At 37.4% G+C, this 24,322-nt stretch carries 20 protein-coding genes; 19 read left to right on the top strand and 1 reads right to left on the bottom strand.

What is annotated here, in order from left to right; translation table 11 throughout:
• Positions 1 to 232 precede the first annotated feature (232 nt).
• Entirely contained in the window at positions 233 to 1,156 is a 924-nt protein-coding gene (locus MHI18_RS10255; RefSeq protein ID WP_340847258.1) for a helix-turn-helix domain-containing protein, read from the bottom strand.
• A gap of 195 nt (positions 1,157 to 1,351) precedes the next feature.
• Between MHI18_RS10255 and MHI18_RS10250 the strand changes: the two genes are divergently transcribed.
• The 19 genes from MHI18_RS10250 to MHI18_RS10160 all read left to right on the top strand — a co-directional run bounded on the left by MHI18_RS10250 (position 1,352) and on the right by MHI18_RS10160 (position 24,307).
• Positions 1,352 to 1,507 (top strand): hypothetical protein, encoded by a 156-nt coding sequence (locus tag MHI18_RS10250; protein ID WP_340847257.1) that lies wholly within the window; start codon positions 1,352 to 1,354, stop codon positions 1,505 to 1,507.
• 240 nt (positions 1,508 to 1,747) lie between these two features.
• A complete protein-coding gene (locus MHI18_RS10245) occupies positions 1,748 to 2,047 on the top strand; it encodes a hypothetical protein (protein WP_340847256.1) in 300 nt (99 codons plus the stop codon).
• Positions 2,048 to 2,712: 665 nt separating this feature from the next.
• On the top strand, positions 2,713 to 4,176 hold the full coding sequence (locus tag MHI18_RS10240; protein WP_340847255.1) for a hypothetical protein: 1,464 nt from the start codon (positions 2,713 to 2,715) through the stop codon (positions 4,174 to 4,176).
• 121 nt (positions 4,177 to 4,297) lie between these two features.
• Entirely contained in the window at positions 4,298 to 6,310 is a 2,013-nt protein-coding gene (locus tag MHI18_RS10235; RefSeq protein ID WP_340847254.1) for a penicillin-binding transpeptidase domain-containing protein, read from the top strand.
• A 637-nt stretch (positions 6,311 to 6,947) separates the two neighbouring features.
• Positions 6,948 to 10,361 carry a hypothetical protein gene (locus tag MHI18_RS10230; RefSeq protein WP_340847253.1) on the top strand — a complete coding sequence of 1,138 codons (3,414 nt, stop codon included), beginning with the start codon at positions 6,948 to 6,950 and terminating at the stop codon, positions 10,359 to 10,361.
• Between the two features lie 219 nt (positions 10,362 to 10,580).
• Positions 10,581 to 10,880 carry a hypothetical protein gene (locus tag MHI18_RS10225; RefSeq protein ID WP_340847252.1) on the top strand — a complete coding sequence of 100 codons (300 nt, stop codon included), beginning with the start codon at positions 10,581 to 10,583 and terminating at the stop codon, positions 10,878 to 10,880.
• 22 nt (positions 10,881 to 10,902) lie between these two features.
• Complete coding sequence (locus tag MHI18_RS10220; protein ID WP_340847251.1) at positions 10,903 to 11,163, top strand: hypothetical protein; 261 nt, start codon at positions 10,903 to 10,905, stop codon at positions 11,161 to 11,163.
• A gap of 244 nt (positions 11,164 to 11,407) precedes the next feature.
• A complete protein-coding gene (locus MHI18_RS10215) occupies positions 11,408 to 12,277 on the top strand; it encodes a tyrosine-type recombinase/integrase (protein ID WP_340847250.1) in 870 nt (289 codons plus the stop codon).
• Positions 12,278 to 12,772: 495 nt separating this feature from the next.
• Complete coding sequence (locus MHI18_RS10210) at positions 12,773 to 13,330, top strand: hypothetical protein (RefSeq protein ID WP_340847249.1); 558 nt, start codon at positions 12,773 to 12,775, stop codon at positions 13,328 to 13,330.
• Positions 13,331 to 13,337: 7 nt separating this feature from the next.
• Complete coding sequence (locus MHI18_RS10205) at positions 13,338 to 13,709, top strand: hypothetical protein (protein ID WP_340847248.1); 372 nt, start codon at positions 13,338 to 13,340, stop codon at positions 13,707 to 13,709.
• A gap of 65 nt (positions 13,710 to 13,774) precedes the next feature.
• Positions 13,775 to 15,538 carry a DUF927 domain-containing protein gene (locus tag MHI18_RS10200; protein ID WP_340847247.1) on the top strand — a complete coding sequence of 588 codons (1,764 nt, stop codon included), beginning with the start codon at positions 13,775 to 13,777 and terminating at the stop codon, positions 15,536 to 15,538.
• 98 nt (positions 15,539 to 15,636) lie between these two features.
• Positions 15,637 to 16,530: a site-specific tyrosine recombinase/integron integrase gene (gene xerA, locus MHI18_RS10195; RefSeq protein WP_340847246.1), complete on the top strand. Its 894-nt coding sequence runs from the start codon at positions 15,637 to 15,639 to the stop codon at positions 16,528 to 16,530.
• Positions 16,531 to 16,545: 15 nt separating this feature from the next.
• A complete protein-coding gene (locus tag MHI18_RS10190) occupies positions 16,546 to 17,271 on the top strand; it encodes a hypothetical protein (RefSeq protein ID WP_340847245.1) in 726 nt (241 codons plus the stop codon).
• Positions 17,272 to 17,790: 519 nt separating this feature from the next.
• The gene (locus tag MHI18_RS10185; protein ID WP_340847244.1) at positions 17,791 to 20,304 is read left to right on the top strand and encodes an S-layer homology domain-containing protein; all 2,514 of its coding nucleotides are present in this window, start codon (positions 17,791 to 17,793) and stop codon (positions 20,302 to 20,304) included.
• 930 nt (positions 20,305 to 21,234) lie between these two features.
• The gene (locus MHI18_RS10180; RefSeq protein WP_340847243.1) at positions 21,235 to 21,759 is read left to right on the top strand and encodes a hypothetical protein; all 525 of its coding nucleotides are present in this window, start codon (positions 21,235 to 21,237) and stop codon (positions 21,757 to 21,759) included.
• Between the two features lie 238 nt (positions 21,760 to 21,997).
• The gene (locus tag MHI18_RS10175) at positions 21,998 to 22,453 is read left to right on the top strand and encodes a JAB domain-containing protein (RefSeq protein ID WP_340847242.1); all 456 of its coding nucleotides are present in this window, start codon (positions 21,998 to 22,000) and stop codon (positions 22,451 to 22,453) included.
• Complete coding sequence (locus MHI18_RS10170) at positions 22,450 to 22,755, top strand: hypothetical protein (protein WP_340847241.1); 306 nt, start codon at positions 22,450 to 22,452, stop codon at positions 22,753 to 22,755. The genes MHI18_RS10175 and MHI18_RS10170 overlap by 4 nt, the downstream gene beginning before the upstream one ends.
• Before the next feature lie 4 nt (positions 22,756 to 22,759).
• Entirely contained in the window at positions 22,760 to 23,020 is a 261-nt protein-coding gene (locus MHI18_RS10165) for a hypothetical protein (RefSeq protein ID WP_340847240.1), read from the top strand.
• Positions 23,021 to 23,377: 357 nt separating this feature from the next.
• Positions 23,378 to 24,307, top strand: a complete 930-nt coding sequence (locus MHI18_RS10160) for a tyrosine-type recombinase/integrase (RefSeq protein WP_340847239.1) — start codon at positions 23,378 to 23,380, stop codon at positions 24,305 to 24,307.
• Positions 24,308 to 24,322: the final 15 nt, after the last annotated feature.

The following is a 24,322-nucleotide window of genomic DNA, read 5'->3' as shown; positions in this document are numbered from 1 at the left end:
TACCTAATAAAAATAAACGATGGCTGTACTCGCACATATTTGGCAATGAAGATCCCCAAGAAAATATGGAACTTTCTCCATTTCCCATCTCTCTATTATACTTCATTTGCCCAACGTTTTTGAAGGGAAAAGGGAAATGGACGTGAGGACGTGGATTAGGCAGGTGTAAATTCTTTATCAGGAGAAAACAAAAAAGGCCTATAAAATGGGTTTTCCCATTCTATAAGCCGTTTTATCGATTTAGATGAACGATGGTCAAATCATCTTCAATTTTCTTTTCTTCAATCCAAGAATCCAGCTTTTTTTTAATAAAAGCAGGGAAACGGTCATCCTTTTGCATCTCAAACAGGAAAATCGATTTTTTCATATTGGCACAAGCTTCTGTATAGTTTTCCTGCAATTCAAGATTATAGCCTAACTGATAATGCAGTTCCGCCAGCAAGTAGAGCTGATCCTGCTCAAGGCACCATTTTATTGCCTTTTGACAATAGGCGATCGACTCATCATATTGATTCATACGAGTCAGCAAACGGGCAAAATTATAATAAAGGCGTGTCTTGACCGTTTTATCACTGACATGCGGGAGGGACTTTATATGAAGTAAAGCATCTTGGAACGTTGCATAGGATTTTTCATATTGTCGATCAGCTAAGTAAATGACACCCATACTGCTCGTCATTTCGATTTCTCTTTCGGAAAACATCTTGTCATTGATTTGTGTGAGCGCGAGACCTTCTTCTATTAGGGAAACAGCTTTTCCCACATCTCCCTTTACTTCGTACTGATAAATCCCTTTATGCCAAAGCAGCAATTGATGATTCTTTGTGTGCTGAGTAAACAATGGGTTATTCTCTTCGGTTCGTACAAGCTGATACATTTCGGTATAGTTCATATTGCGCCGTGCAAGTTTTAACTGATAGATAACCTCTTCAACATAGTCGAGTCTTGGAGTCATCCCAATATCAAAGAAATAGTTTACATCGACTCCGAGCCGTTGAGAAATTAAATAAAGGGTCGAGGCATAGGGGTAAACATCCCCTTTTTCAATTTTGCTAATTTGCGCTTGTGTACAAATTCCCTCTGCAAGCTCACCTTGTGAGAGTTTAATTTGTTTTCGAAGTTCTTTTATTTTCTTTCCTACAGCTGAAAAGTCCATATTAACTCCCCTTAAATATTCCTAGAGTTATAATTTTATATAAAAACGAAGGTAAACCGTTCATATCCTATAGATAGACACTTTTTTAGTATGGTTTATCCGGATTTCAAGCCTTATAATAGTGTGGTTAAATATAACTATAGAATTTATTTCTATTAAATCCAATATTTTTTGAAGAAAAAGGAGGAATTACCTATGAAAAAGAAATTCGCAGGTTTTATGGTAGCTTTTCTTCTAGTAGCCGGTGCAGTGATTGTCGGCGGAGCACAGACATCAGAGTTACCAGGGGTTTATGAATTACCAGGCGTACATGAGCTGCCAGGTGTTCACGAATTACCAGGGGTACATTAATCGATAAATTAGCCTTTTAAAAAAACGCACCTTTTCAATGGGAGGGTGTGTTTTTGTTATTCATTTTTCTATTTATCTATTCTTCCAAGAGTATGCCTAGAGTTATATTATGTACTGAAAAGTCGAGTATTAGAGCAGAAAAGGGCGATATATACCTATAAAAAGAGAATGAGCAAGAATACATAAAAACCCACTATTTGTTATACTCAAAATAATAAATGGGAGAGAGGTGTTACAATAATGCTTGATATTAATATGAAGGTCAATCCCTCGTTTTTTGATGATGAATGCGCCATTGTCTTTTCATTTTCCTTTATCCGGGAGTCGAAGAAAATTGGGGAAGCAATTATTTACACCTGTGAAGAATCGGGAGAAGAAGAGATCTATGCGATCCATGATGAACAGAAGGAAAAAATTGCTTACTTACGAGAATTTTCAATTGTGGAAGAATATCATGAACCTTCAATGAGAAAAATCCAGCACTTTTTAAACATCTTAGGAATTAAAAAATGCGTTAATCAGTATAATCTGGTTTATTAAGAATAAAAAAACACTCACGGCTTCTAATTAGCAGGCCATGAGTGTTATTTTTTTGAACTTTTTCTCATCTTTAAAAATTGCTTCATATTTTTTCGGTCAGTAGTAGATTTTTCCGATAAAGCTGTTAGCTTGACTTGGCTTTTAGGCTGCGATCGTAATTTTAATAGTTCAAGATTCATCGATGTTCTCCTTTTGTTTGAATTTTCCTGTTCGTGCATAATAATTTCTTTTACCCTTTCAGTAAAGGTCTGAAACCTTCATATAAGAAAAATATGCCTAAAGTTATATTTTTGTTGAAAAACAGTGAAAAAAGGCAGGGTAATCATTCATTTTACCTAAAACTTGTCGTATTTCGGGTATTCTCCTGTTTCCCAATAGGGAAGAGGTATGGTTAAATAGAACTAGATTGATTGGTAATTGACAATCAGACTGTTACATACTTGCTTTACTGGAAGATGTTTTGTGAAAATAAAACGACTCCAAATGTCTGGCTTTTTTCAAGTAATCTAGTACCCGAATGGAGAATGTTCTTCGGAAAAAAGAACATTCTGGTGGCCCGCAGCTTTTAGCTGTGGGATTTTTTTATGGGATTTTTTCCTTCGTTTGAATTCATCATGTGGGGGTAAATTGATGATATATAGACTTAGGGAGAGGTGAAGGTTTTAGTGGCTGAAATAGAAAAAGGGAATCCGGAAATGGCTCAGGATCTCACCACACGTAAAGCAAACCTCCAATTTGTCTTTCCGTTTTTACTCCAAGAAGAAAAAATTGAAGGCTTTGCAGAGAAATTGCTTGAAAAGGGCTTTGTGTTTTTTGATTTAGAAAATATGGAACAGGAAAACCAATTTTACGGAAGTGATTCTGTTTCCCACCGTTCAATGGAAAAGTATTTTATGCCGAATATAGAACCAATTGTGTTTCCCGCAACGTATAAAAGAAGCGAAGGACTTCGACGCTTCACAAAAAAAATTAATCAGAAGTTTACACTATCCTCAACCTTTCTCACTACGGCCTTTACCATCGATTCTTTCGATATCATTATCTGTCCTTTTCATATTGGACTTATGAATATTCGAGTTACGCTGCCAAAAGGAATGGATTATTCAGCTGTTTTGGCATTTGGTGATATCTTTCGCATTCTTGAGCCGATTGCTCAGGATGAGGAGAGCACGAAGATTTTTTGTTCCGATGATAGCGCACCATACACCAATGTGAAAAAATTCGTTTTTAATGAACTTTTAACCGTTCTGAAAGATTATATAGAATCTGAGAGCAGTCATGAAACGTACTTTGGGAGTCTTCCTTTTTTCGTTGATGAACGAATGTACGTGATTGGCCATGTTGTGTTGGAAGAAGATAGTAACATAAGAGAAATTGATTTATATCGAGCGGTCGGCATGAATGGGTATGATAGTGAGGGGCTGCCCTTTATTGGTGCGAAGAATCCAGATTATATCAAACGATATTGTCAGGAAAACGTGTACGATCGCTGGGGAGATGAGACGTACTATATTGTTGGTGATGATGCATTTATCTGCGTGACCAAAGTGCGTGACGAGCTCGAACAGCAATTAGCAGGTCAAATGTATGGAGAACATTTTTATTCCTTGCTGCTGTTTTATTATTACAAAATTGTTTTGCTCCAATTGACACATGAAAATTCTCAGATTAATATCGAAAAAGATCAATCCGAAACTGAGCTGCTGATTGTCATGATTACCGAGTTCTCAGCGAAGTACTACTTCCCGCAAATTAATAGTACCTCAACGGGACAGGAGCTTTTTGAGCTAATAAGGCAAAACTTTAAAATAGAAGACCTCTACCGAGATGTAAAAGAAACACTGTCGGATTTATACCAAAATCAAGATAAATTATCCGGAAAACGGAGCGGTTACCTGCTCGAGATTTTGACGATCTACTCGACCATATCCGGTATCTTTGGAATGAACTTGGTTACAGATCAACTGAAGGGCAATATTCCTTGGACGAAGATGAATCAATTTAGTATCTACGAATATCTCGCTCTATTTGTGACCATTTCAGGTGTGGCGGTATCACTCTCACTTGGGTTCGTATTTGTCCGAAGCTGGTTGAAAGAAAGACATAGTCGACGAAAAAGAATCTATTAATTCTTCAACTGTCCCATCCTTATGGGGCAGTTTTTTGTCGTTTTGTCGCCACTAATTCACTTTTTTTTCTAAGAATTTGTTACTATAGAAGGAAGACACCATTAGTTACAGGGAGGTAAATATGAAGAAACACCTTTTTGCTCCGGTACTGGTTGCAGCGATTATGTTACTTCTAACTGGCTGTTTTGACAAAGAACCTCAGCCAGAAGAACGATTAGCAGCTTACACGAAGCTATGGAATGAACAAAAGTTCGCAGAAATGTACACGTACTTATCCAAAGATACAAAAAAGTCTATGTCAAAAGCGGAGTTTGCTGAGCGTTATGAAAAAATTTATAAAGGCATTGAGGCCAAGCAAGTAAAGGTAACCTATAAAAAGCCGACAGAAGAGCAGGACCATAAAGATAAGAAAAAAGTCGCGCTTCCGTTTTCCATAAGCATGAATTCAGTTGCGGGAGACATTAATTTTGACCATAAAGCCACACTTGTTAAAGAAGAACGAGAAGATGAAACCAATTGGTATGTGAAATGGGATCCAAGTTATATCTTTCCTGAGCTTGAGGAAGGAGAAAAGGTATCGGTAAAAACCTATCCAGCCATTCGCGGTGAGATTGTCGATCGGAATGAGCGTGGATTAGCGATGAACGGCACTGTATATGAAGTCGGGATTGTGCCGGAAGAAATGACAGGAAACGAAGCGGGAATCCTCACCCAGCTGTCGAGCACATTAAAGATGTCCAAAGATGAAATCGAAAACAAACTAAATCAATCATGGGTACAGCCCAATTATTTAGTACCAATCAAAAAGCTGTCCATGGAAGATACGGCAGTGAAAGACAAAGTGGCAGCCATTCAATCGGTAACGGTGAACGAAGTCCAAGACCGCGTTTATCCATATAAAGAAGTCGCTGCCCATTTAGTCGGCTATATCGGCGACGTATCGGCTGAAGATTTAAAAGCAAATAAAGATAAAGGCTACACCGCTCAAGACGAAATCGGCAAACGAGGTCTTGAACAGCTTCTTGAAACCCGTCTTAAGGGAAAAGCGGGAGCAAAAGTGTATATTGCAGCAAGTAATGGCGAAGAAAAAGTCATTGCCGATCAGCCGGCAGCTGAAGGCGAAACGATTACCTTAACCATCGATGCGGAGCTGCAACAGCAAATTTATCAACAATATAAAAATGAAAATGGATCAGCAGCCGCCATCAATCCGATAACGGGCGAGACATTGGCTTTGATGAGCAGTCCATCTTTTGATCCCAATCAATACATTCTTGGCATTTCAAACAGTACACAGAAGGCGTGGGAAGAAGATCCGGACAAGCCGCTGATTAATCGGTTTAGCTCTGTGTATACCCCAGGTTCTACAATCAAAGGGCTGACAGGATCAATCGCGATGAAAAATGGCGTCGATCCAAAGGAAGCGATCAAGATTTCAGGAACATCATGGAAAAAATCGAATTGGAAAGACCATTCAATTACCCGTGTGGCTACACCCGGCAAGGATATTAATATGACCGATGCGCTTATCTATTCAGATAATATTTACTTTGCGCAGAAAGCCTTAAATCTGGGCACAGCTAAGTTTTCAGAAGGACTGAAGGATTTTGGCTTTGGAGATATCATTCCATTCGATTATCCAATCACTAAGTCTGGAATTGGGAAAATTGACAGTGAAGGTCGTTTAGCAGACAGCGGGTATGGCCAAGGGCAGATACAAATGAGTACCCTCCACTTAGCGCTCACCTATTCAGCCTATGTAAACAAAGGAAATATGATTTCTCCTGTCTTGTTCGACGGGGAAAAGAAAAGCCAGGTATGGAAGAAAAATGTAGTTCCTGAAAAACAGGCATCAAGCATGTTAACGATGCTCGAACAGGTCGTCAAACACCCGAAAGGATCGGGTCATACACTAGATGATCTCGGCATTTCGATTGCAGGGAAAACAGGGACAGCTGAAACCAAACTAAACAAAGGAGGAAGCGGAACGGAAAACGGTTGGTTCGTCGGAGTAAATACCGAGAACCCACAATTACTGATGTCTTGGATGATGGAAGATGTCAAAGGAAGAGGCGGCAGTCATCTGGTGGTTGATAAGATGAAGCCCGTTTGGAAAAAGTATTTAAAGCAATAACTATTATAATAGAAGGAAGACATCAGCATAGAAGCTGATGTCTTTTTTATACATTAATATCAGAATATTTCGACAAATAAACATTTGATGTCGTTATAGGGAAACGTTCACAATTAGACTTTCTTAAAATCTTACAAACCGCTTCAAAAGGTAAATGGTTTACTTGGATAGTATCAGACGTAAGCAGGCATAGGTATATTTAACTCCGAGAGCAAGAGTATAATTGAAATGTTGTTAATTTCCAATAAAATAAGACTATTAACCTATCAAAATAGAATTATTAGGAAATAACATTTTTATCAGAGAATTGTATTTTAAATGTAAAAATAGTTCCTTTTTAATGAATAATTGGAAAGATTTATTAAATAAAAAGGGATAAATTTGAATAAATGACTGGAAATTATCAAAAATATGTATTATTATAGGTTTACAGTAATGATTTGGTAATTGAAACGAAATCATTACTGGCGTGTATTTAGTACTAGATCAAGGCAGTCCGATCTACATAGCTTTGTAGAGTTTGATTGTACGTGATTTAAAGGTTGTTAGTGTTGTAAGCCATTGGAATTCATGTTTTTTGAGAAGCATGTTGATCTGATGCACTACTTTAGATATTCGAAGGAGGAACTTTTACTCAATGAACAAAAAGAAAGCAATTAAAATCGCAACAGCTTCAGCAATCGCAGCCACAGGCTTCGTAGCCGTTGCACCAGCCCAAGCCGCAGTTAAAACGACAAACGTGAACACAGTTGTAAACACAGCAATTTCTAAAATGGCTGCTGCTTACGATGGCTACCATAAACCAGGTCTTCAAGGGAAAATTCCGCCAACTGCTAAAATTCGTCAGTTGACTACAAATGCAGAAGCAGCATACGATGCAGCTGTAGCAGCAATCGCTAAAGATGGCGGAACGAAGAGCCAAAAAGCAGCATTCACTAAGAAATTAAATGCTAAAAAATACTTACTTACTCGCGCTCAAGGTTATGTAAAAGCAATTGACGTTAACCTTAACGCAGCTAAGAAAGCACTAGATAAAGCAGTTGCTTCAGGCAAAGCAAAAGACGTAAAAGCTGCAGAAGCTGCACTAGTGAAAACTGCTGCAACATTCGAAAAAGCAGTTAAAGCTGTATACGGACCAAGCACACGTAAAGTACTTGTAGCTAAATACCACGTACCAGCTCTAGCAAAAGCAGCTACAGTTAAAGATGAATTAACTGTATACAATGCTTACAAAGAGATCGAAAGTGGAGACCTAATCGAGAAGAACCTTGAAAAAGCTGGTTCAATTATCGCAGCTACAGAAGCAACGGTTCAAAAATTAGCTGCTGGAGACAAACGTGATACCAAACTAGTGAAAAACCTTCTTGACGCTGTAGCTAAAAACAAAGCAAAATACAATGAAAAAGCTGGTGTAGTTGGAGAAGTAAAATCAATAATGGCGATTAACGCTACAACTGTTGAAGTAACGTACAAAGATGCAGTTGAAAATGTTGATGCTCTTAAATACTCAATCGAAGGCTTAACAATCGCTAGCGCTGTTGTTAAACAAACAGATTCTAAAACTGTTGTTCTTACAACTTCTACTCAAGATGGTGCTAAAGAATACACGCTTAAATCTGGTGCAATCAAAGTTGGTACATTCAAAGGTGTTTCCGCAGTTATTCCAACTGCAATCAATGTAACTACTCCTTCTATCCAAGGAACAATTGGTAAAGAAGTAACTGTGAAAGCAACAGTAACCGTTCCAGAAGGCCAATCTAAAGCTGGTATTCCTGTAACTGTAAATATTCCAGCAACAAATTCTTTAAATCCTGCAATAACTGCTGAAGTATATACAAATGCAAATGGAGAAGCATCTTATTCTTACACTCGCTACAGTGCTGTAAACGATAACGTAACTGTATATGCAACTGGAGACCGCACTAAATCTTCAACAGCAAATGTATACTTTGCAGATGCTTTAACAGTTTCTGAAGTAACAGCAGGTAATGCTTTACCAAATGGTTCTAAGAAAGTTTATAAAGTAACTGGCGCTGCAAATTCTGTAGTAAACGTAACGTTCAAAGAGAACGTGCAAGTTAGTCCAGACAAATTAGTTACTACTGCCAAGATTGAAGATGCAGTTATTAAAACATTAAATCCTAATGGTTCACTTTCAGCACCTAATGGTTTATACCCATATGAAGTAACAACTGGCGGTGTTCAAGTTGCACTTGTTCAGCTTAATGCGCAAGGTACAGCTACGTTCACTGTAACTGGTGATAATGCGACTGTTACTCCTGTAGTATTCGCTGATGGTTCATATGATGTAAACCGATTTGGCTCTCTTAATAAAGACGCATGGGTTGGTAACGGTAAATTAGGTGCAAGTGAACTTCAAGCAACAGCTCCAGCAGTAACATTTGCTCTTAGTCAAACAATTGGTTTAAATGTAAAAGCTGAAGGCGTTCAAAATGCAGCTGCTAACACAGCTAACGGTGAAGGCGGACGCGATTATACGGTTACGCTAACTGATAAAGATGGTAAAGTAGCTCCAGCAGGAACTACTGCATATGTTGTGTTCCCGAAAGGTAGCTTTAATAAAGATAAAGCTGTTCAGCTAGTAAGCGCAAATGGTACTTATCACACTGTTAATGAAGATGAAAGAATCGCGATACAAGTTGCAGGTTCTAAAGGTGAAGCAACATTTACTTTAATCGGTAATAAAGACGCTTATGCTACACCAACTGTTTACTTGGATAATGGTACTGATAACGGAAAATTAGATAGCAGTGATTTACAAAAAGTTGGGGAAATTACTTACTTTGTAAATGCTGTTATTCAAGAAGCTACTTTATCAGTTACAGATAAAGATACTAAGAAAGAAGCAACTTCAGTACCAGGAAATCATACAGCTACATTTACCTACAAATCGGTTGACCAAAACGGTTTCGATTACATTCAAGGTACTGGAAGCTATGATGTGACGTATCAAGTATCAGCTTTGTTTAATGATGTAATTGCAGAGGGAGTAACTGTTGCTAAAGGTACTACAAAATCAGTTACTGTGAAGGCGGTAAATGGTAAAGCTGAATTAGATGTTACTTCCGTTAACAATTTAGCAACAACTGTTAATGTGAATGCTTCTTCATCTTCTATCTCATTACCAAATAAATCTGCTTCAGTAACATTTACATCAACAACTGCAGTTAGTGATGTCTATACAGGTACTATTGAATCTTATAGTAAAAATAAAGAACAAGTTACATTTGAGGGTAGAGACGCAGTAAGCTATGCAAATGCAACATTTAAAGCTAAAAATGGTAATGTAATTGATAAGAAAGAATTCGAAGCAACACTAGCGTCAAGTACTGTTAAAGCAACTTATACAAAAACTACAGATGGTAAAGTATCGTTTGAAATTATTGATAATTCAGGCACAGGTACTCCTGATTACAGCCTAGCTGAAACTGTTACAGGTGTATCTACAGTTGCAACAAGCGGTCAAAAAATTGGTGATGAAGTTGATATAAAAGTAACATTCAGTGATGCGGTTACTGTTACTGGAACTCCGAGTTTAGCATTGAACGTTGGTGGTACAAAAGCTACGTATCAAACAGGTAGTGGAACTAAAGAACTAGTATTTAAATATAAAGTTCTTTCTGGGGATACAACTCCAGTTGGGAAGGATTTAGCTGTATCTTCAATAAACCTTGAAGGTGGTACAATTGGTACTATTAAAGGCGGTCCAGCAAACTTATCAGTAAAAGATGGATTACTAACTGGTGTAACTATTGATGGAATTGCACCTGTAGCTACTGGTGATTACACTAGTACAGATAAAAAAGTTATTACTATAAAGTTTAGCGAAGCTATGAAAGCAGATAATCTTATTCAAACAAACTTCTCAAGTGTAGAAGGAGGAGCGATTACAAAGTTTGAAAGAGCAACGGATAATAAATCTGTAACTATTACATTCACTAATGAATTGGAAGTAAATGACAAGATTGTGATTGCACCAGCTGTTACTGATGTAGTTGGTAATTCTGCTGGAACTACTCTAACTAGATAAGAAATCATTAAAATCAGGGTATCAGACACCCGTCATTAATCTATAGTGATAAAATGGAAAAGTCCTCAAGAGTGTAAATCTCTGCGGGGCTTTTCTTTTTCATTAGAACCGAATCAAGTAGAAAGATAAACTTATATTATATTGTTGAAGTAAATATAATATACCAAGCCCTAGCTTCTTTCATGGAGTTAGGGCTATTTCTTTTGAGGAGGATATTACATGTTGTATGTGGATTGGTTTGTAAAGAGAATGAAAATGACGTTCAACACAATAATCCTTGAAGAGGAAGTAGGCTATGAGTCTTATGATTTTTACCATGATGAATTGGATGACTTGCTCTTTCCAGTAAAACATTTAGAAAAGCTTCCCAACCCACTGCTTCTTGAAACACTGATTTACGTTGATGAAAGCAGGAACGAGTGGTTAGCTGGTGTTGTATTGGATGAAGAGACAAAGGAAATGCTTTACGAAGTATGGATAAAGAACGGTGAGGCTATCGCATATGAAATATACATCTAAAAAGAAAAAGGAGAGATGATAAATGTCCAGTTACCACAAGATTATCACCAATGGAGAAGTACGTTACAGAGAATTCAATGAGGCAAATGGTTTTTACGAAAAGGAAACACTTTCGGAGGAGGAATTGATTGAATATCTGATGGAAGATGCTGTGGAGGAAGTCATTGAAGTGGATAAGGGGCAGATTGAGAGAGCCATTTCCAATATACCAGACAGATATCAGAGGGAACTTGTTCAAATCTATCTAGACTATGTTGAGCGTTTGACTGAATCATTCGAGTAGATTCACGACATTTCTAAGGAGTATCTCACGCCAAAACTAAAGTGACTCTGCCTATGAACGATAGATTCGATGTTCAGCATAGAAAGACAATCGTTTTAGCTTGAATAGGCTCATGACATTATTATATAACTGTCGTCAGTTTGAAGGGAAGGAATAAAATATGATTACAAATAAACCGTAAAAGGCTATTGATGTGAAATTACAACATCAATGGCCTTTTTCTATTTTTGGAGGTGAATGACCCTTGGAAATAGTTGATTTTGAAAAGTGGTTGTTTGCGGAGGGAAAAGCAGTCAAAACAACCGAGTCATATGTAGGTGATGTCAAAGGATTTCAAGCTTATTTACAAGAGAGGTTGAAGGACATTCCAGTCCTATCACGCTTCTCTTTTGTCAGATATAAGGAACATCTGATGAAGGAGGGTTATGCCGTTTCAACTATCAACAAAAAGATTAATAGTCTAAAGGTTTACAATGATTTTCTAAGAACCAAGGGAGTTGTACACGAGTCATTCATCCAATTGAAGAGAGATAGAATCAAAATAGCTGTTGGAAGTGAGGAATCGGTGGATGCTCTTTCAGAGGAACAGGTAGAGAAATTACTTTTCTATGTGGAAAACAGAAACAAAGTTAGTACAAGAAACAAGCTGATTGTCTATTTGCTTTTATATACGGGTGTTAGGGTGAGCGAGTTAGTGGGCATTCAACTAGGAGACATTGACTTTCTTACGAGTCATTTGAAAGTAGTGGGGAAAGGCGGAAAGAGACGGGAAATCGGACTTAGACAGGATGTCCTGCGAATAGTAAGGCAATACATGAAGGAAGAGCGTTCCGAGTCTGTTTTCCACCATAGTGGCTATCTATTAGTTAGCCAGAGGGCAGAAAAATTGCACAGGGATGCAGTACGAGATTGGCTAGCTAAAATATCAAAAGAATTAGGATTCGACATGTATCCACATCTATTCCGTCATACCTTCTGTACCAGATTGCTAAAAAAGGGAGTAGACCTAACCACAGTCAGCAAGCTTGCAGGTCACTCATCTGTAAATATGACTGCAAAGTTCTATATCCAAACGACAAGAAAAGAAAAAATGGATGCAGTGCAACTCTTGTAATAAATGAAAGGGGTAATGGTATGCCAAAGATAGATATAAGTATAGTATTATTCATTCTTAAAACAATTGTGGATGAATTAGCTAAAAAGAAATAGAAAACTCTAAAGGAATAATTTCTGATGTGATTATTCCTTTAGAGTTTTTTTTGCTTGGAAAAATACATCTGAGTTTAGGCAAAGTATCGCTAAGTGAAATTTACTGAAAGGGTAAATTCAGACAGGGAAAAAATTTTTTTATTTGTGAATTTGTACGAATTTCACCCAAATCCCCTCCGACGTTTAGAGTTAGAGACTGAGTCTAAACGTCGGAGGGGATTTGAATTTATGGGCTTAAACCATTGGTACATAAGGGTTTTGATGGGTTGACACTAACTGGATAAAACCCTAGTATATGTTTTGTACTGCTAATTGAAACTTTTTTTCAGTTGTTATTAAAAATTAAAAGTGATTGCAAAAGAGAGAAGAAAAAAAAGAGGGGGAGAAAATAATGAACTATATGAATCAAACTAAAAAGATGTATACCAGCAGAATGATGATTGGTGAAAATGGAATTGGGAATATGGTCAATTCCAAATTTGCTGAAGAAATTGGGTTAGTTGAAAAAATGAGAGATGTTAAAAACATTGAGGAGTACAAATATTTACTTACTGTTAGCCAAAGTGAATTTAAACCCTCTTATTCAAATAGCTATTGGATTGAAGGATATCCATTAGGAATTTGTCCTATACGAAGTAAAGAAAATATTAATCTAATTGAGTGGAGTCTTGAAAATGGAGATTTCTTTTCTCATCCATTTGCTTTAGGAAATACGGTAAATAGAAACTATGAAAAACTGTTGTCCGTTCTTGGAGTATCTTCGGTGGAGGGACAGGTTCCCACTGACATCTTGGTAAAAAAATGTGGGCTTCTTGTAACGATGGAAATGACTGGTGGAGAGTTTGCATATTACTTACATGATATTTGCACCATGGAGGAATTAGCACTACATCGCAAAAAAATGGGTCTCTCAACTAATCTAGATAGAAAGGAAGTTTTTAAAAATGTTAGTAAATAAAAGTATAATGCCTGAAAGTTATAATCAGGTAAATATTGTGAGTGTTAAAGAGGATAAACCTGTGAAAACATGGAAGGGAATGACGAGAAGAAAAAAAGTGAAATTTAGAAATGACTATTTTCAAGAGGTCACGCTAAGTATTCTATTGTATGAAGAATCTCCACTCTTGAAGCAGCTCATTTATGCAACTAATGGAGCAGTTTCCAGTTTGGTGAATGCAACGAATTCCCATGACTTAGTGGGGAAAGAATGTGTTGTTGAGGTGAAGCATACCTTCACAGGCATGAACATCTATGCGAATGTTGTCAGCATTGACCATATAAAGAATTATGTCGAAGTTCCAGACGAAGACGATGAAGATTTTGAAGATGAGTCTTGAAGAACTCATTATGAAAATAAACATTCAATCTGGCATGTCAACTATTAATGAGAAGGAGTGGGAGTATGAATAAAAAATTAAACGAATCATGCACAATTCAAAAGTTACTGAACGGAGGAAAATATGAATATTTTCCGTTTGAATTAAGTTTAGAAGGGTTGTTTCATCGTGTGAAAGACAAAAAAACTGAAGAGGTATCGCTTGTAAAAATCAGTGAACCGCTCTTTATAAAAGAAACCATTCAAAACAGTGACACGAAAGAAGTTCAGGTTATTCTTTGTTATTGGTTTAAAAATAATTTTCATGAAATAAATGTTGGAATGGGACAGCTTATCCCAAATGAGCTATTAAAACTATCATCCAAAGGATTAGATGTTTCATATGAGTTCCACAAACAAATCTCCAGATTTCTGCGAGAACAACAGAAACATGCTCCTCACAAGGAAATATATCGTGAGGTTGGTTGGCATGAGACTGAAGATGGAGTAGTTGTATTCCGACATAATCAACTCATCCCAAACCTTCTAAATATCAATGCAGTCAATGATAATGAAAATGGTTCATATAATCTAGAGCCAAAAGGCTCTTTGAACATATGGAAAGCAATGGTGCATAAAGAAGTTGTCCCACATATTCCGCTTCAACTCATGTTGAGTCTAGGTTTTACTGCTCCATTAGTTGGCTATCTATCCAGGGAACATGATGATGTTGATACCCATTTTGTTCACCTTGTCGGTGACAGTACCAAAGGTAAAACAACTGCTGCTCTTTTAGCTGTTTCTCCATTTGGTATGCCATCTAACAAGAAAAAGGGTTTGATGAAAACCTGGAACGGAACCAAGAATGCTATTCCCAATATGCTAGGTGGTAACTATGGAATACCTGTTGTCTTAGATGAACTATCCATGAGTACTGCTAAGTCCCTAACTAGTGACCTATACGTATTGGCGAATGGACAGGAAAAATCACGACTGAATGATGAGATGAAGCAGAGAAAACAAGCTTCATGGGCTACCACTATCATTTCAACTGGAGAGCAGTCAATCTTCGAACGAACCAATAAAAATTCTGGTCTGACAGTTCGTGCGTTTGAATTCTCAAATATTACTTGGACGACCTCTGCTAATAATGCTGATTCGATAAGAGCGGTCATTCAAGAAAATTATGGCCATGCAGGTCAAGTTTTCATCCAGTTTCTGTTTGAAAAAGGTTTTTCAGTCATAGAAGAAGTATGGCATTACTGGCAAGAACGCTTTCAGGCTGAACTACCTCAAACCCCTTTTCGGACGAGAATAGCAAAAAAATGTGCTTTCATTCTTGCTGCTGGAGAAATTGCCAATGAGGCACTAGATTTAGGACTAGATTTAGAACGTATCGTCGCTTTTCTTGTCAAAGAAGAAAAAGAGCAAATGACGTCTAGAGATATTGGAACAAAGGCACTTAACTATATTACGCAACAAGTAATCCAGCATCAAAGCCATTTTCGCAGAGAGAAAGACTTTGCTATTCCTATTAATTGTTGGGGGAAAATATTTAATCATCATGACTGCATGGAGGTCGCATTCCTCAAGAACGTATTGGAGCAACAGTTGAGGTTAGGCGGATTTGATGACCCGAAAGTGGTGATTCGTGACTGGAGGGAGAAAGGTTGGATGGTAACGGAGGGTGACAGAGCAACTAAACGCACTAAGATTTTTGAAGATTCAGAACAAAAAGAACGTGAGAATTCACTGGGTGAGAAAGTACCGAAAAAACCGCAGGACACCACATATAATATTAAACTGCCATTGGGTACTCTGGATGAGCATATCAATCAGCAAACCAGCTAATAAGTGAAGGTAATATAACTAGTAAATTTTACTGATACGAGCAAATATGGCAAAGGGTGATTCCTTTGCCTTTTCAACAAAAAGGGAGAGAAATTAGTATGAAACAATCTGTTATGACAAGTTTACTGATGAATGAGGCAATACCTGAATTTCAAGAATCACTGTCCATCCGAGGACTGAGTGGAGCAACGTTGAGAGGTTATCATGTAGACATTCGTCAATTCAACCGTTGGATTTCATCCAAAGCGAATAGTCCTGTCCTAGTTGACGAAATTACTGTTCAACATATTGAAGAGTTTTTTAGCTATCTTACAAAGGCGAAAGCGTGTAAGCCAAGTACGATTAATCGCAAAATCAATGCACTTTCAACATTCTTCAGTTGTATGAAGAAAAAGAAATACATAACCGAGAGCCCGATGGAGGATTTCAAACGTATGAAAGTACCAGATTCGGAAAGAATCTATCTCAATCGAGAAGAGGTTGAAGCTATCATATCAGCTGTCGAACATCCAACCCTGAGCTATTTCGTCATGACGATGGCATATACTGGACTCCGGGTGAATGAGTGTATAAATCTGACCATAAATGATGTCAATTTCGAGGAAGGGTGCATTAAAGTAATCAATGGGAAAGGGGGGAAGAACCGAACCATTCCGCTAAATAAGCAATTGAAGGAACATCTTAAGAAGTATTTGGAATTACATAGACCATATACGGATTCTCTTTTCTTCTTCGCCTTGCAAAAGACTGGAACAGTAAGTGGTCAGTATATCAATCGGAAGCTGAAGGAAGCCTGTGAAAAGTCTGGTATAAAAAAACACGTTACTAGTCACATTTTACGGCACTCCTTTGCAAGCTATCTGGTCAAAAAAGATACTCATGTTGCGGTCATTCAGCGACTTTTGGGTCATTCTAGTTTGAAAACTACTTCCATCTATCTTCATGTGAATCAAGATGATTTGCAAGCGGCTGTAGACCAAATTGACTTCTAAGGAGATGAAAAGAATATGACAGCAATTGAAACAGAATTATATAAAGACTCAAAAATTAATACTATCCTTACCATGCTGGCAGAGGGAAAGACTAAAAATGAAATAACGAACCATTTTGGTAATAAGACTTGGTCATCCATTGATATGTATTTTAGAAGGAAAGGATTCCATTGGAATGGGAAAACCTTTGAACCAAAAGAGGAGGTCATCATAGGAGCAGCGGAGGAAGTCCACGCCAATCAAACGAAAGCAGGACAAATTGTCCGGCAATTGCAGCAAAAGTATACGGATATCAGACAGGTAGTAACGAAGAATGGTTTCTCCAATATTGATGATATGGGAGACTATATGAGGGCACAGGGATATATTTGGAACAGCGAAGAAAATAACTATCATTATGATAAAGCCATGATTGAGAAACAGCAACCTACTCCATCCTCTTCAATTGTGAAACCAGAAGGACTGGAGGAATATCATTTCTTGCTAGAGTTTCTTCTGGACAAAAAAGAGCGTTTGTATGAACTCCTTGAACCAGATAGCAATGGAACGCTTCCACGATATAAGTTTAAGGGTGCGAAAGCCAATAAAACATTGGGTTTGCCTACCTCATTGCAGACCCTACTGAACGATTTTAGTAAGGAATTCAATGTTACCCAGAGAGATATCATCGAGGTAGCACTGGCAGAGTTTTTCAAGAGATATGGATATGAGGAACAACTGAATAGTGTGTTACAAGGTTAGTGGGGAATGGGAAAACCATCCCCGCTTTTTTTGTAGTTACAGTCTAGGAAACCCGGTTTACCCGATGTCCCAGTGAAAACAGGTGGCTCTTAATAGAAAGGTATAGATGAGAGAGTTACTTGTAGTGAGATAGGGGGTTAACCGTACTAATGTATTTGGAATGGTTATGCATTATGGATTTTATACTTATCATTATGTTTCATAAGTAGTTTCCTATGTAGGTTTAGTCCTCATTTCCTTTTTTATTTTTTTCTCTTTTTGTATCGGCTTTTAAGGGATTTCCGGGATTTTGTTATCCTACCTTCAATTTTCCTTTTTGAGATTACGGTCTGTTTCGGTTTTGTCAGGACTTTTCTTTTTTTACAATGCCTGCTTTCATTCAGCTTTTCCTAAGCTCTTCCAAAAACTGCTCTTTTTTCACTCGTTTTTTACTATGCTACTCTGCTGATATAGGAGTGAAACCCTTGGTACTATTGGGTTTGTAGGCTACTTAGAAGTGCTGAATTTTCCGGTTAAATTTTGGCGATTAACGCTACAACTGTTGAAGTAACGTACAAAAACGCAGTTGAAAATGTTGATGCTAGTAAATACTCTATTGAAGGCTTAACAATCGCTAGCGCTGTTGTTAAACAAACAGATTCTAAAACGGTTGTTCTTACTACTTCTACTCAAGAAGGTGCTAAAGAATATACAGTTAAATCTGGTGCAATTAAAGTTGGAACATTCAAAGGTGTTTCTGCCGTTATTCCAACTGCAATCAATGTAACTACTCCATCAATTCAAGGAACAATTGGTAAAGAAGTAACAGTAAAAGCAACAGTAACAGTCCCAGAAGGTCAATCTAAAGCTGGTATTCCTGTAACTGTAAACATTCCAGCAGGAAATTCTTTAAATGGAGCACTTACAGATGAAGTGTATACGGATGCGAACGGTGTAGCTACTTACTCTTACACTCGTTACAGTGCAGTAAATGATAACGTAGTAGTTTATGCTACAGGTAATCGTCTAGTATCCTCAACAGCTTCAGTTTATTGGGCCAACTCTTTAACAGTTTCTGAAGCAACTGAAGGTAACACTTTAGTAAACGGAGCTAAAAAGGTATATAAAGTAAAGACAAATAATTATTCAACTGCTTATGATGCAGCTGGTAATAAGTTATATGACTATGTAAATGTAGCATTTGCTGAAAATGTCAACGTAGCTCTTGATAAACTTGTACGTGGAGTAGAAGTTATTGATACTGCTATTTCAACCAATGACAAATACCCATACCAAGTAACAACGGGTGGTTCAAATGAAGTACGTGTTAAAGTAGTTAATGGCGAAGCTTCATTCACATTAACAGGTGCGAATTCTTCAGTTACACCAGTTGTATTCGTTGATACAAATAAAGATGGCAAGTGGGCTGCTTCTGATCTTCAAGCTGCTGCACCGACAGTTAAATTCGAATTAAAGCAATCTATCGGTCTAACAGTAAAAGCTGAAGGCGTACAGAATGCTGCTGCAAAAAATGCTAAGGGCACTGGTCAAGGTGGGCGTGAGTATACCGTAACAGTTACTGATAAAGATGGTAAATTAGCTCCTGCTGGAACGAAAGCGTATGTAACATTTACAGAAGGAAGCTACACCGCTGGAGTAACTATTACAGATGGAAAAACTACCGTAAATGCAAACAAATATACTAATTATGCAGTTACAGTCGGCGCTAACGGTCAAGCTACTTTCACTTTAAATGGTGATAAGGATTCGTATGCCACACCAACAGTTTATTTAGAAAATGGTAGTGAACCAGGCTTAGACAAAGGTGATCTACAAACTGTAGGTGAAACTACTTACTTCGTAGATGCTGTAATTAATAATGCTGACCTAACAGTTAAAGATGAAAATGACAAACCAGTAACATCAGTATCAACCGCTAAATCTGCATTCTTCCACTATCAATCTATAGATCAAAATGGATTTGATTATTATGCAGGTGATGGATCATATGAAGTATCTTATCAAGTTACAGCTAACCTTGCTAATATAAAAGTGTATGGTAAAGGTCTACCTACTGACGGAGTATTAGTTAAAAAAGGTACAACTGAAACTGTAAAGGTTCAAGCGACTACTGGTCTAGCAACACTTAAGGTGGAGTCAGAAAACATTGCATCTAACGTAACAATTAATGCTTCTGCTTCTCTAGCAAGCTTACCAAATAAAACGGCTTCTGTTTCATTTACAAATTCATCTGAACTTACACCAGGTGTTAAATATCCAGGAACAGTTAAATCCGTAAATAACGATAATAATACCTTAGTACTTGATATTAGCGGCAAAGAACACACTTTAACTTACACTGGTGACAAATTATTCTTAGAAGGTAGCCCAGTCTCTGAAAATGCTTTTGAGGATGCAATTAGCACAGGGGATCAATTGACTTATATTAAAGGTGATGTTGAATCTTTTGATATTACTAAAAATGTAACAATTGAATTCTCAGAATTGGAAAAAGTAATTAAAGAAGCTAATACACTAGTGGCTTCTGCAAAATTAGCAGATTATCCACAAACAGCTATAAATGCGTATAAAACTGCTATTAAATTAGCAGAAGATGCTACAATACTCACACAAGAAGATGTGGATAAAACAGTCGCAGCTTTAGCTACAGCAACAACTAAATTCCAGGAATCTAAGTACCCAGCATTTGCTATTACTAAAGCAGAAGCAGTTGACAGTGATGGAGACAAAACAATAGATGGAGTTAAAATCACTTTCAATAGGGATATCAAGGATTCTACTGTAGAAGCTGCAGATTTCCGTTTTTATAAAGGAGATTCTACTGAATTTGATGCAGGTTCAAGTATAGCTACTGGAACAGCTAACGATAAAGAATTGGTTATCAAGTTTGCTCCTACTAAAGCAGTTAGTACTGGAACAGATTTAGTGTATGCCTATTCTTCAACGTTCTCAGGAACATCTGAAATAACTGACTTACTTGGAACAGTTCTACCAGCAAAAGGAAGAACTAATGTAACAGTTGTTACTCCTTAATAAAACTAAACGAAACGTTACTTTATAAGCTGGTAACCCAGTGAAATAAGTGGATTATACACCCTGTGATAAACTTACATTTATTGTTTGTTTCATCATAGGGTGTTTTTCTAACTGTTATTTTGAATAAGTAGGTGAAATTCCTATTCATGCTAACAGTCTTTCAGCATGAGCCTAATCCTCCTGCATCCATTGAGGTTCTACCATAACCGAAGGGATGAAGTCAGGTGAAGTCGTACTCATGAAATTGAGGCGGGGCTCCTTAAAAGGTGGCTATGGCTAGGAGACGAATCCATGTTTAGGCAGGGTGAGGTAGTGAATACTAAGAAGAGCTAGGAGTTTAGCATTCACCCTTAGATATGAAATGATTTAATGGAGATCAATGAATTGGCTGTTAATCTGGTCTTTCTCATTCCTGAATAGTGGGAGCCTAAGGTCATCAAAAATAGGGATAGAAGTAATGGAACGTTTGAAGTCTTACTAGAAGAGGTGGGGTTAGCACCAGTGAAGCTAGTAGGGTGGCAGCGGGTTCGTAGTAGTGTTGATCATCTGCCGTTTGTATTGCTATGGTAACATAGTGAGAGGAGAAAACAGATGGGAACGAAGGAACCCAGTCAGTGGTAGAATAATTATCTGACGTATTTCCCTAAATTTAGTTTAAATAAAATAGAGCCAATCAGACTTCAGTGATTGGCTCTGCTCTTAACTGAATGTTCTTTATTAAGAATAAATAAGAGGATTAACATTAAATTTATTCATTATTAAGAATAGGTTTGATGTTGAATAAGGGAAATGTTAAAGGAATTCTACCATTGATGGATCGCCGTATGCGGTGAAAGCCGCCTGTACGGTGAAGGCTCGAATCGAAAACTACAGATGAATGTAGTATAAGACGAGAATAGCGTGGAAGAAATTGAGAAGGCACAAACAATGATTAAACAAACAAACGATGCCTTTAAGGCATTAGATACAGTTCAAAGTAGTTTTAATAAAGGAAATTTCTCCAAAGCAGAATCAGATGCTGTACAAAAGCTAATTGATAATCTGTTAGTATATGTTAATTCTTTACCATATGGTAAGGATCAAACAGAGTTATTGGGGGAAATTGCTACAATACAAAATGCCCTTAATGCAAAAGTAGAATCCCGCTATATTAAGTATAAAATTGTTGAAGGGGAATCTAATCTAAAGCAGCTAAAACTAACACTGTCGACAGGATTCTTCCAAGCAAATGCTGAAAGAAGTAAAGATAATAAAATTATATATCTTAATAGCAGTGGTGAAGCAAATACCGTATATATAAGATACCTTTATCCTGATACACAAAAACCGGCTGCAGGAGATACTTTCAAAGTTAATATGAGGTTCAATGGTGGATACAAGAATATCGATGTAACATTCATTAATCAAGGTGAAGGAAAATGGGATATTGAAAGTGATTGGTTAGTAAAGTAGGAAAAGTAATTATAACAAAAAAATAGGGTGCTAGGAACCGACTAGAAAAATGGAAATAAGCATCTGATAGAAAAGCCATGTAGAGAGTAAAATCTCTACGGGGCTTTTCTTTTTTAACTAGAACCGAATCAAGTAGAAAGACAAACTTATATTATATAGGTGAAGTGAATTAAATATACAAAGCCCTAACCTCTTTCATGGAGAGTTAGGGCTATTTCTATTTGAGGAGGAAAAGTCTATGAAGGAACAACCAGCCAAACGAATTGATATTGTTCGGGTCAAACTAGTAAAGGAATCGAGCGTATTGTATAGAAATCGAAGGATATCTTCTCCATCGGATGCGTATGAACTTGGAAAAGAGTTTATGGAGGATTTAGATCGAGAACATTTCGTTGTTGTATCACTGAATACTAAAAATGAGCCTACATGCATTAATACGTGTCATATCGGAAATATTAATTCGTCGATTGTATCGGTTAGAGAAGTTTTCAAGACGGCTATTCTTTCGAACAGCACATCCATTATGTGCTTTCATAATCATCCCTCTGGAGATCCAGAACCTTCAAGAGAGGATGTGGAGGTGACGAAGAGGCTAAGAGAAGCAGGGAAGATCATAGGCATTGATTTATTAGATCATCTCATCATTGGAGATGGGCGGTATATTTCTCTTAAAGAAAAGGGTTATCTGTCATGACCAGAGAGATGAACTGGTTCTGTGAAACCCTTCTACATGAATTTGGCCTACTAGTTGAATCAAAGGAAATAAGTACCGAAGGGTACGAACACTATCATGAGGAAGTGGATGAGGCGTTAATAAAAGCTGAGATTCTTACTGATTTACCTAATCCATTGTTGTATGAAACCTTAGCTTATGAAACAGAAGAAAATGAATGGCTAGGGATAATCGGTATGCATCCCGTATCTAGGAAATGGTTGTTACAGGTCATTTTGCTTAACGGTAAGCAGGTATTCACTAATAAAACACAGGAGGAATAATAAAATGAGTATGTTCCATAAAATCGTAGAAAACGGTGAAAAGACTTATCGGAGAGTAAATGAGTCAACGGGGTATTATGAAGATGAAGTGCTAACTGAAGAAGAAGTAATTGAAGAGTTGTTAGACGAATCTGTAGAGGAGTTCATTGAAATTGATAAAGGACAGATTGAACGATCCATCTCTTGTATAAATAATATCCACCAAAGAGAGATTGTACAAAATTACATCGATTATCTGGAGCGTTTGGTAGATTCTTTGGAATAAGCTCACGACATAACTTATGGGAAACTCACGCCAAAAATAAAACGACCAAGAGTGGAGAAAGAAGAATCAATCATTCCCATATAATCAAGCCTGTTTTGCCTGTTTAAAACTCACGCCATAATTATAGTACTGTCGGGAGCTGACCTGAAAGGGGGTGAAATAGATGTGGGTGAAAATCATCGTTCCCGTGATCGTTGCGATAGCTGCGGAAGTATTAAGAGAGATATCTAAAGATAAACAATAAAAGGAAAGAGGTGGCCCTCGTTGAGAGTCTGTCTGATCATCGCTAGTATTAAAAACTAAGAGTCATGGATGCAAATAAAGCATTCATGGCTCTTTTAATTTGGAGGAAAGTTTATGAGTGGCTTACTGGAAGGTTTCCGACAGTGGCTTACAGAAGAAGGCAGAGCACCAAAAACAATTGAATCCTATATAGGCGATATAAAGGGTTTTCAACAGTATCTAAGGGAAAAGAGTTCGGATGAATCGCAGCCTCTTTCCCGCTTTTCTTTTGTCAGATATAAGCAGTTGTTGCTTGATAAAGACTTTGCCGTTACGACCATCAATAAGAAAGTTAATAGCTTAAAGGTATATAACGATTTCTTACAAAAGAAAGGAATAGTAGATGAAAATTATATCCAGCTTAAAAAGGATCAGGTGAAAATCGCTTCTGGAAGTGAACATATGGTTACGGCCTTATCGGGAGAGGAGGTCGAAAGACTACTATTCTATCTGGAGGAACAGACAAAAGTGAGTTGTAGAAATAAATTAATTGCCTATATTCTGTTGTATACAGGTATTCGTGTGACGGAGTTAGTCAATATAAAGCTAGCCGATATAGATGCTTTAACGTCCAGCCTTACCGTTCGAGGAAAAGGTGGAAAGGTTCGAGAGATAAGTTTACGAAGACAGGATGTATTGCAACTTATTAAACAGTATCAACAAGGGGAACGGGTACAATCTCGATATCGTGAGAGCGAGTACTTACTGGTCAGCCAACGATCAGAAAAAATGCATAGGGATGCGGTTCGAGATTGGTTAGCAAAGGTTTCAAAGGATGTGGGATTCAAACTGCATCCTCATTTGTTTAGACATACGTTTGCCACAAGGTTACTTAGGAAAGGCGTGGACCTTACCACAGTCAGTAAATTGACTGGGCACTCCACCGTAAATATGACGGCAAAATTCTATATCCAAACCACACGAGAGGAAAAGCAGGATGCCGTTGAAAAACTGTATAAGAAATTTATGGAGGGGTGCAGAATGGTGAGAAAATGGAATCCGTAATCGGCAGTACCAGTC

This window comes from Peribacillus sp. FSL H8-0477, assembly GCF_038002765.1.
In the GTDB taxonomy this organism is placed as follows: domain Bacteria; phylum Bacillota; class Bacilli; order Bacillales; family DSM-1321; genus Peribacillus.
The sequence above is the reverse complement of the archived record's forward strand: the minus strand, read 5'-3'. Positions and strand labels throughout refer to the sequence as shown.

What these genes read in the sequence shown, in the direction of transcription:
- MHI18_RS10220 (WP_340847251.1), top strand. Translation starts at nt 10,903, where the DNA reads ATGTCCAGTTACCACAAGATTATCACCAATGGAGAAGTACGTTACAGA.
- MHI18_RS10180 (WP_340847243.1), top strand. Translation starts at nt 21,235, where the DNA reads ATGATTAAACAAACAAACGATGCCTTTAAGGCATTAGATACAGTTCAA.
- MHI18_RS10165 (WP_340847240.1), top strand. Translation starts at nt 22,760, where the DNA reads ATGAGTATGTTCCATAAAATCGTAGAAAACGGTGAAAAGACTTATCGG.
- MHI18_RS10205 (WP_340847248.1), top strand. Translation starts at nt 13,338, where the DNA reads ATGCCTGAAAGTTATAATCAGGTAAATATTGTGAGTGTTAAAGAGGAT.
- MHI18_RS10210 (WP_340847249.1), top strand. Translation starts at nt 12,773, where the DNA reads ATGAATCAAACTAAAAAGATGTATACCAGCAGAATGATGATTGGTGAA.
- MHI18_RS10175 (WP_340847242.1), top strand. Translation starts at nt 21,998, where the DNA reads ATGAAGGAACAACCAGCCAAACGAATTGATATTGTTCGGGTCAAACTA.
- MHI18_RS10225 (WP_340847252.1), top strand. Translation starts at nt 10,581, where the DNA reads ATGTTGTATGTGGATTGGTTTGTAAAGAGAATGAAAATGACGTTCAAC.
- xerA (WP_340847246.1), top strand. Translation starts at nt 15,637, where the DNA reads ATGAAACAATCTGTTATGACAAGTTTACTGATGAATGAGGCAATACCT.
- MHI18_RS10160 (WP_340847239.1), top strand. Translation starts at nt 23,378, where the DNA reads ATGAGTGGCTTACTGGAAGGTTTCCGACAGTGGCTTACAGAAGAAGGC.
- MHI18_RS10235 (WP_340847254.1), top strand. Translation starts at nt 4,298, where the DNA reads ATGAAGAAACACCTTTTTGCTCCGGTACTGGTTGCAGCGATTATGTTA.
- MHI18_RS10190 (WP_340847245.1), top strand. Translation starts at nt 16,546, where the DNA reads ATGACAGCAATTGAAACAGAATTATATAAAGACTCAAAAATTAATACT.
- MHI18_RS10245 (WP_340847256.1), top strand. Translation starts at nt 1,748, where the DNA reads ATGCTTGATATTAATATGAAGGTCAATCCCTCGTTTTTTGATGATGAA.
- MHI18_RS10170 (WP_340847241.1), top strand. Translation starts at nt 22,450, where the DNA reads ATGACCAGAGAGATGAACTGGTTCTGTGAAACCCTTCTACATGAATTT.
- MHI18_RS10255 (WP_340847258.1), bottom strand. Translation starts at nt 1,156, where the DNA reads ATGGACTTTTCAGCTGTAGGAAAGAAAATAAAAGAACTTCGAAAACAA.
- MHI18_RS10200 (WP_340847247.1), top strand. Translation starts at nt 13,775, where the DNA reads ATGAATAAAAAATTAAACGAATCATGCACAATTCAAAAGTTACTGAAC.
- MHI18_RS10250 (WP_340847257.1), top strand. Translation starts at nt 1,352, where the DNA reads ATGAAAAAGAAATTCGCAGGTTTTATGGTAGCTTTTCTTCTAGTAGCC.
- MHI18_RS10230 (WP_340847253.1), top strand. Translation starts at nt 6,948, where the DNA reads ATGAACAAAAAGAAAGCAATTAAAATCGCAACAGCTTCAGCAATCGCA.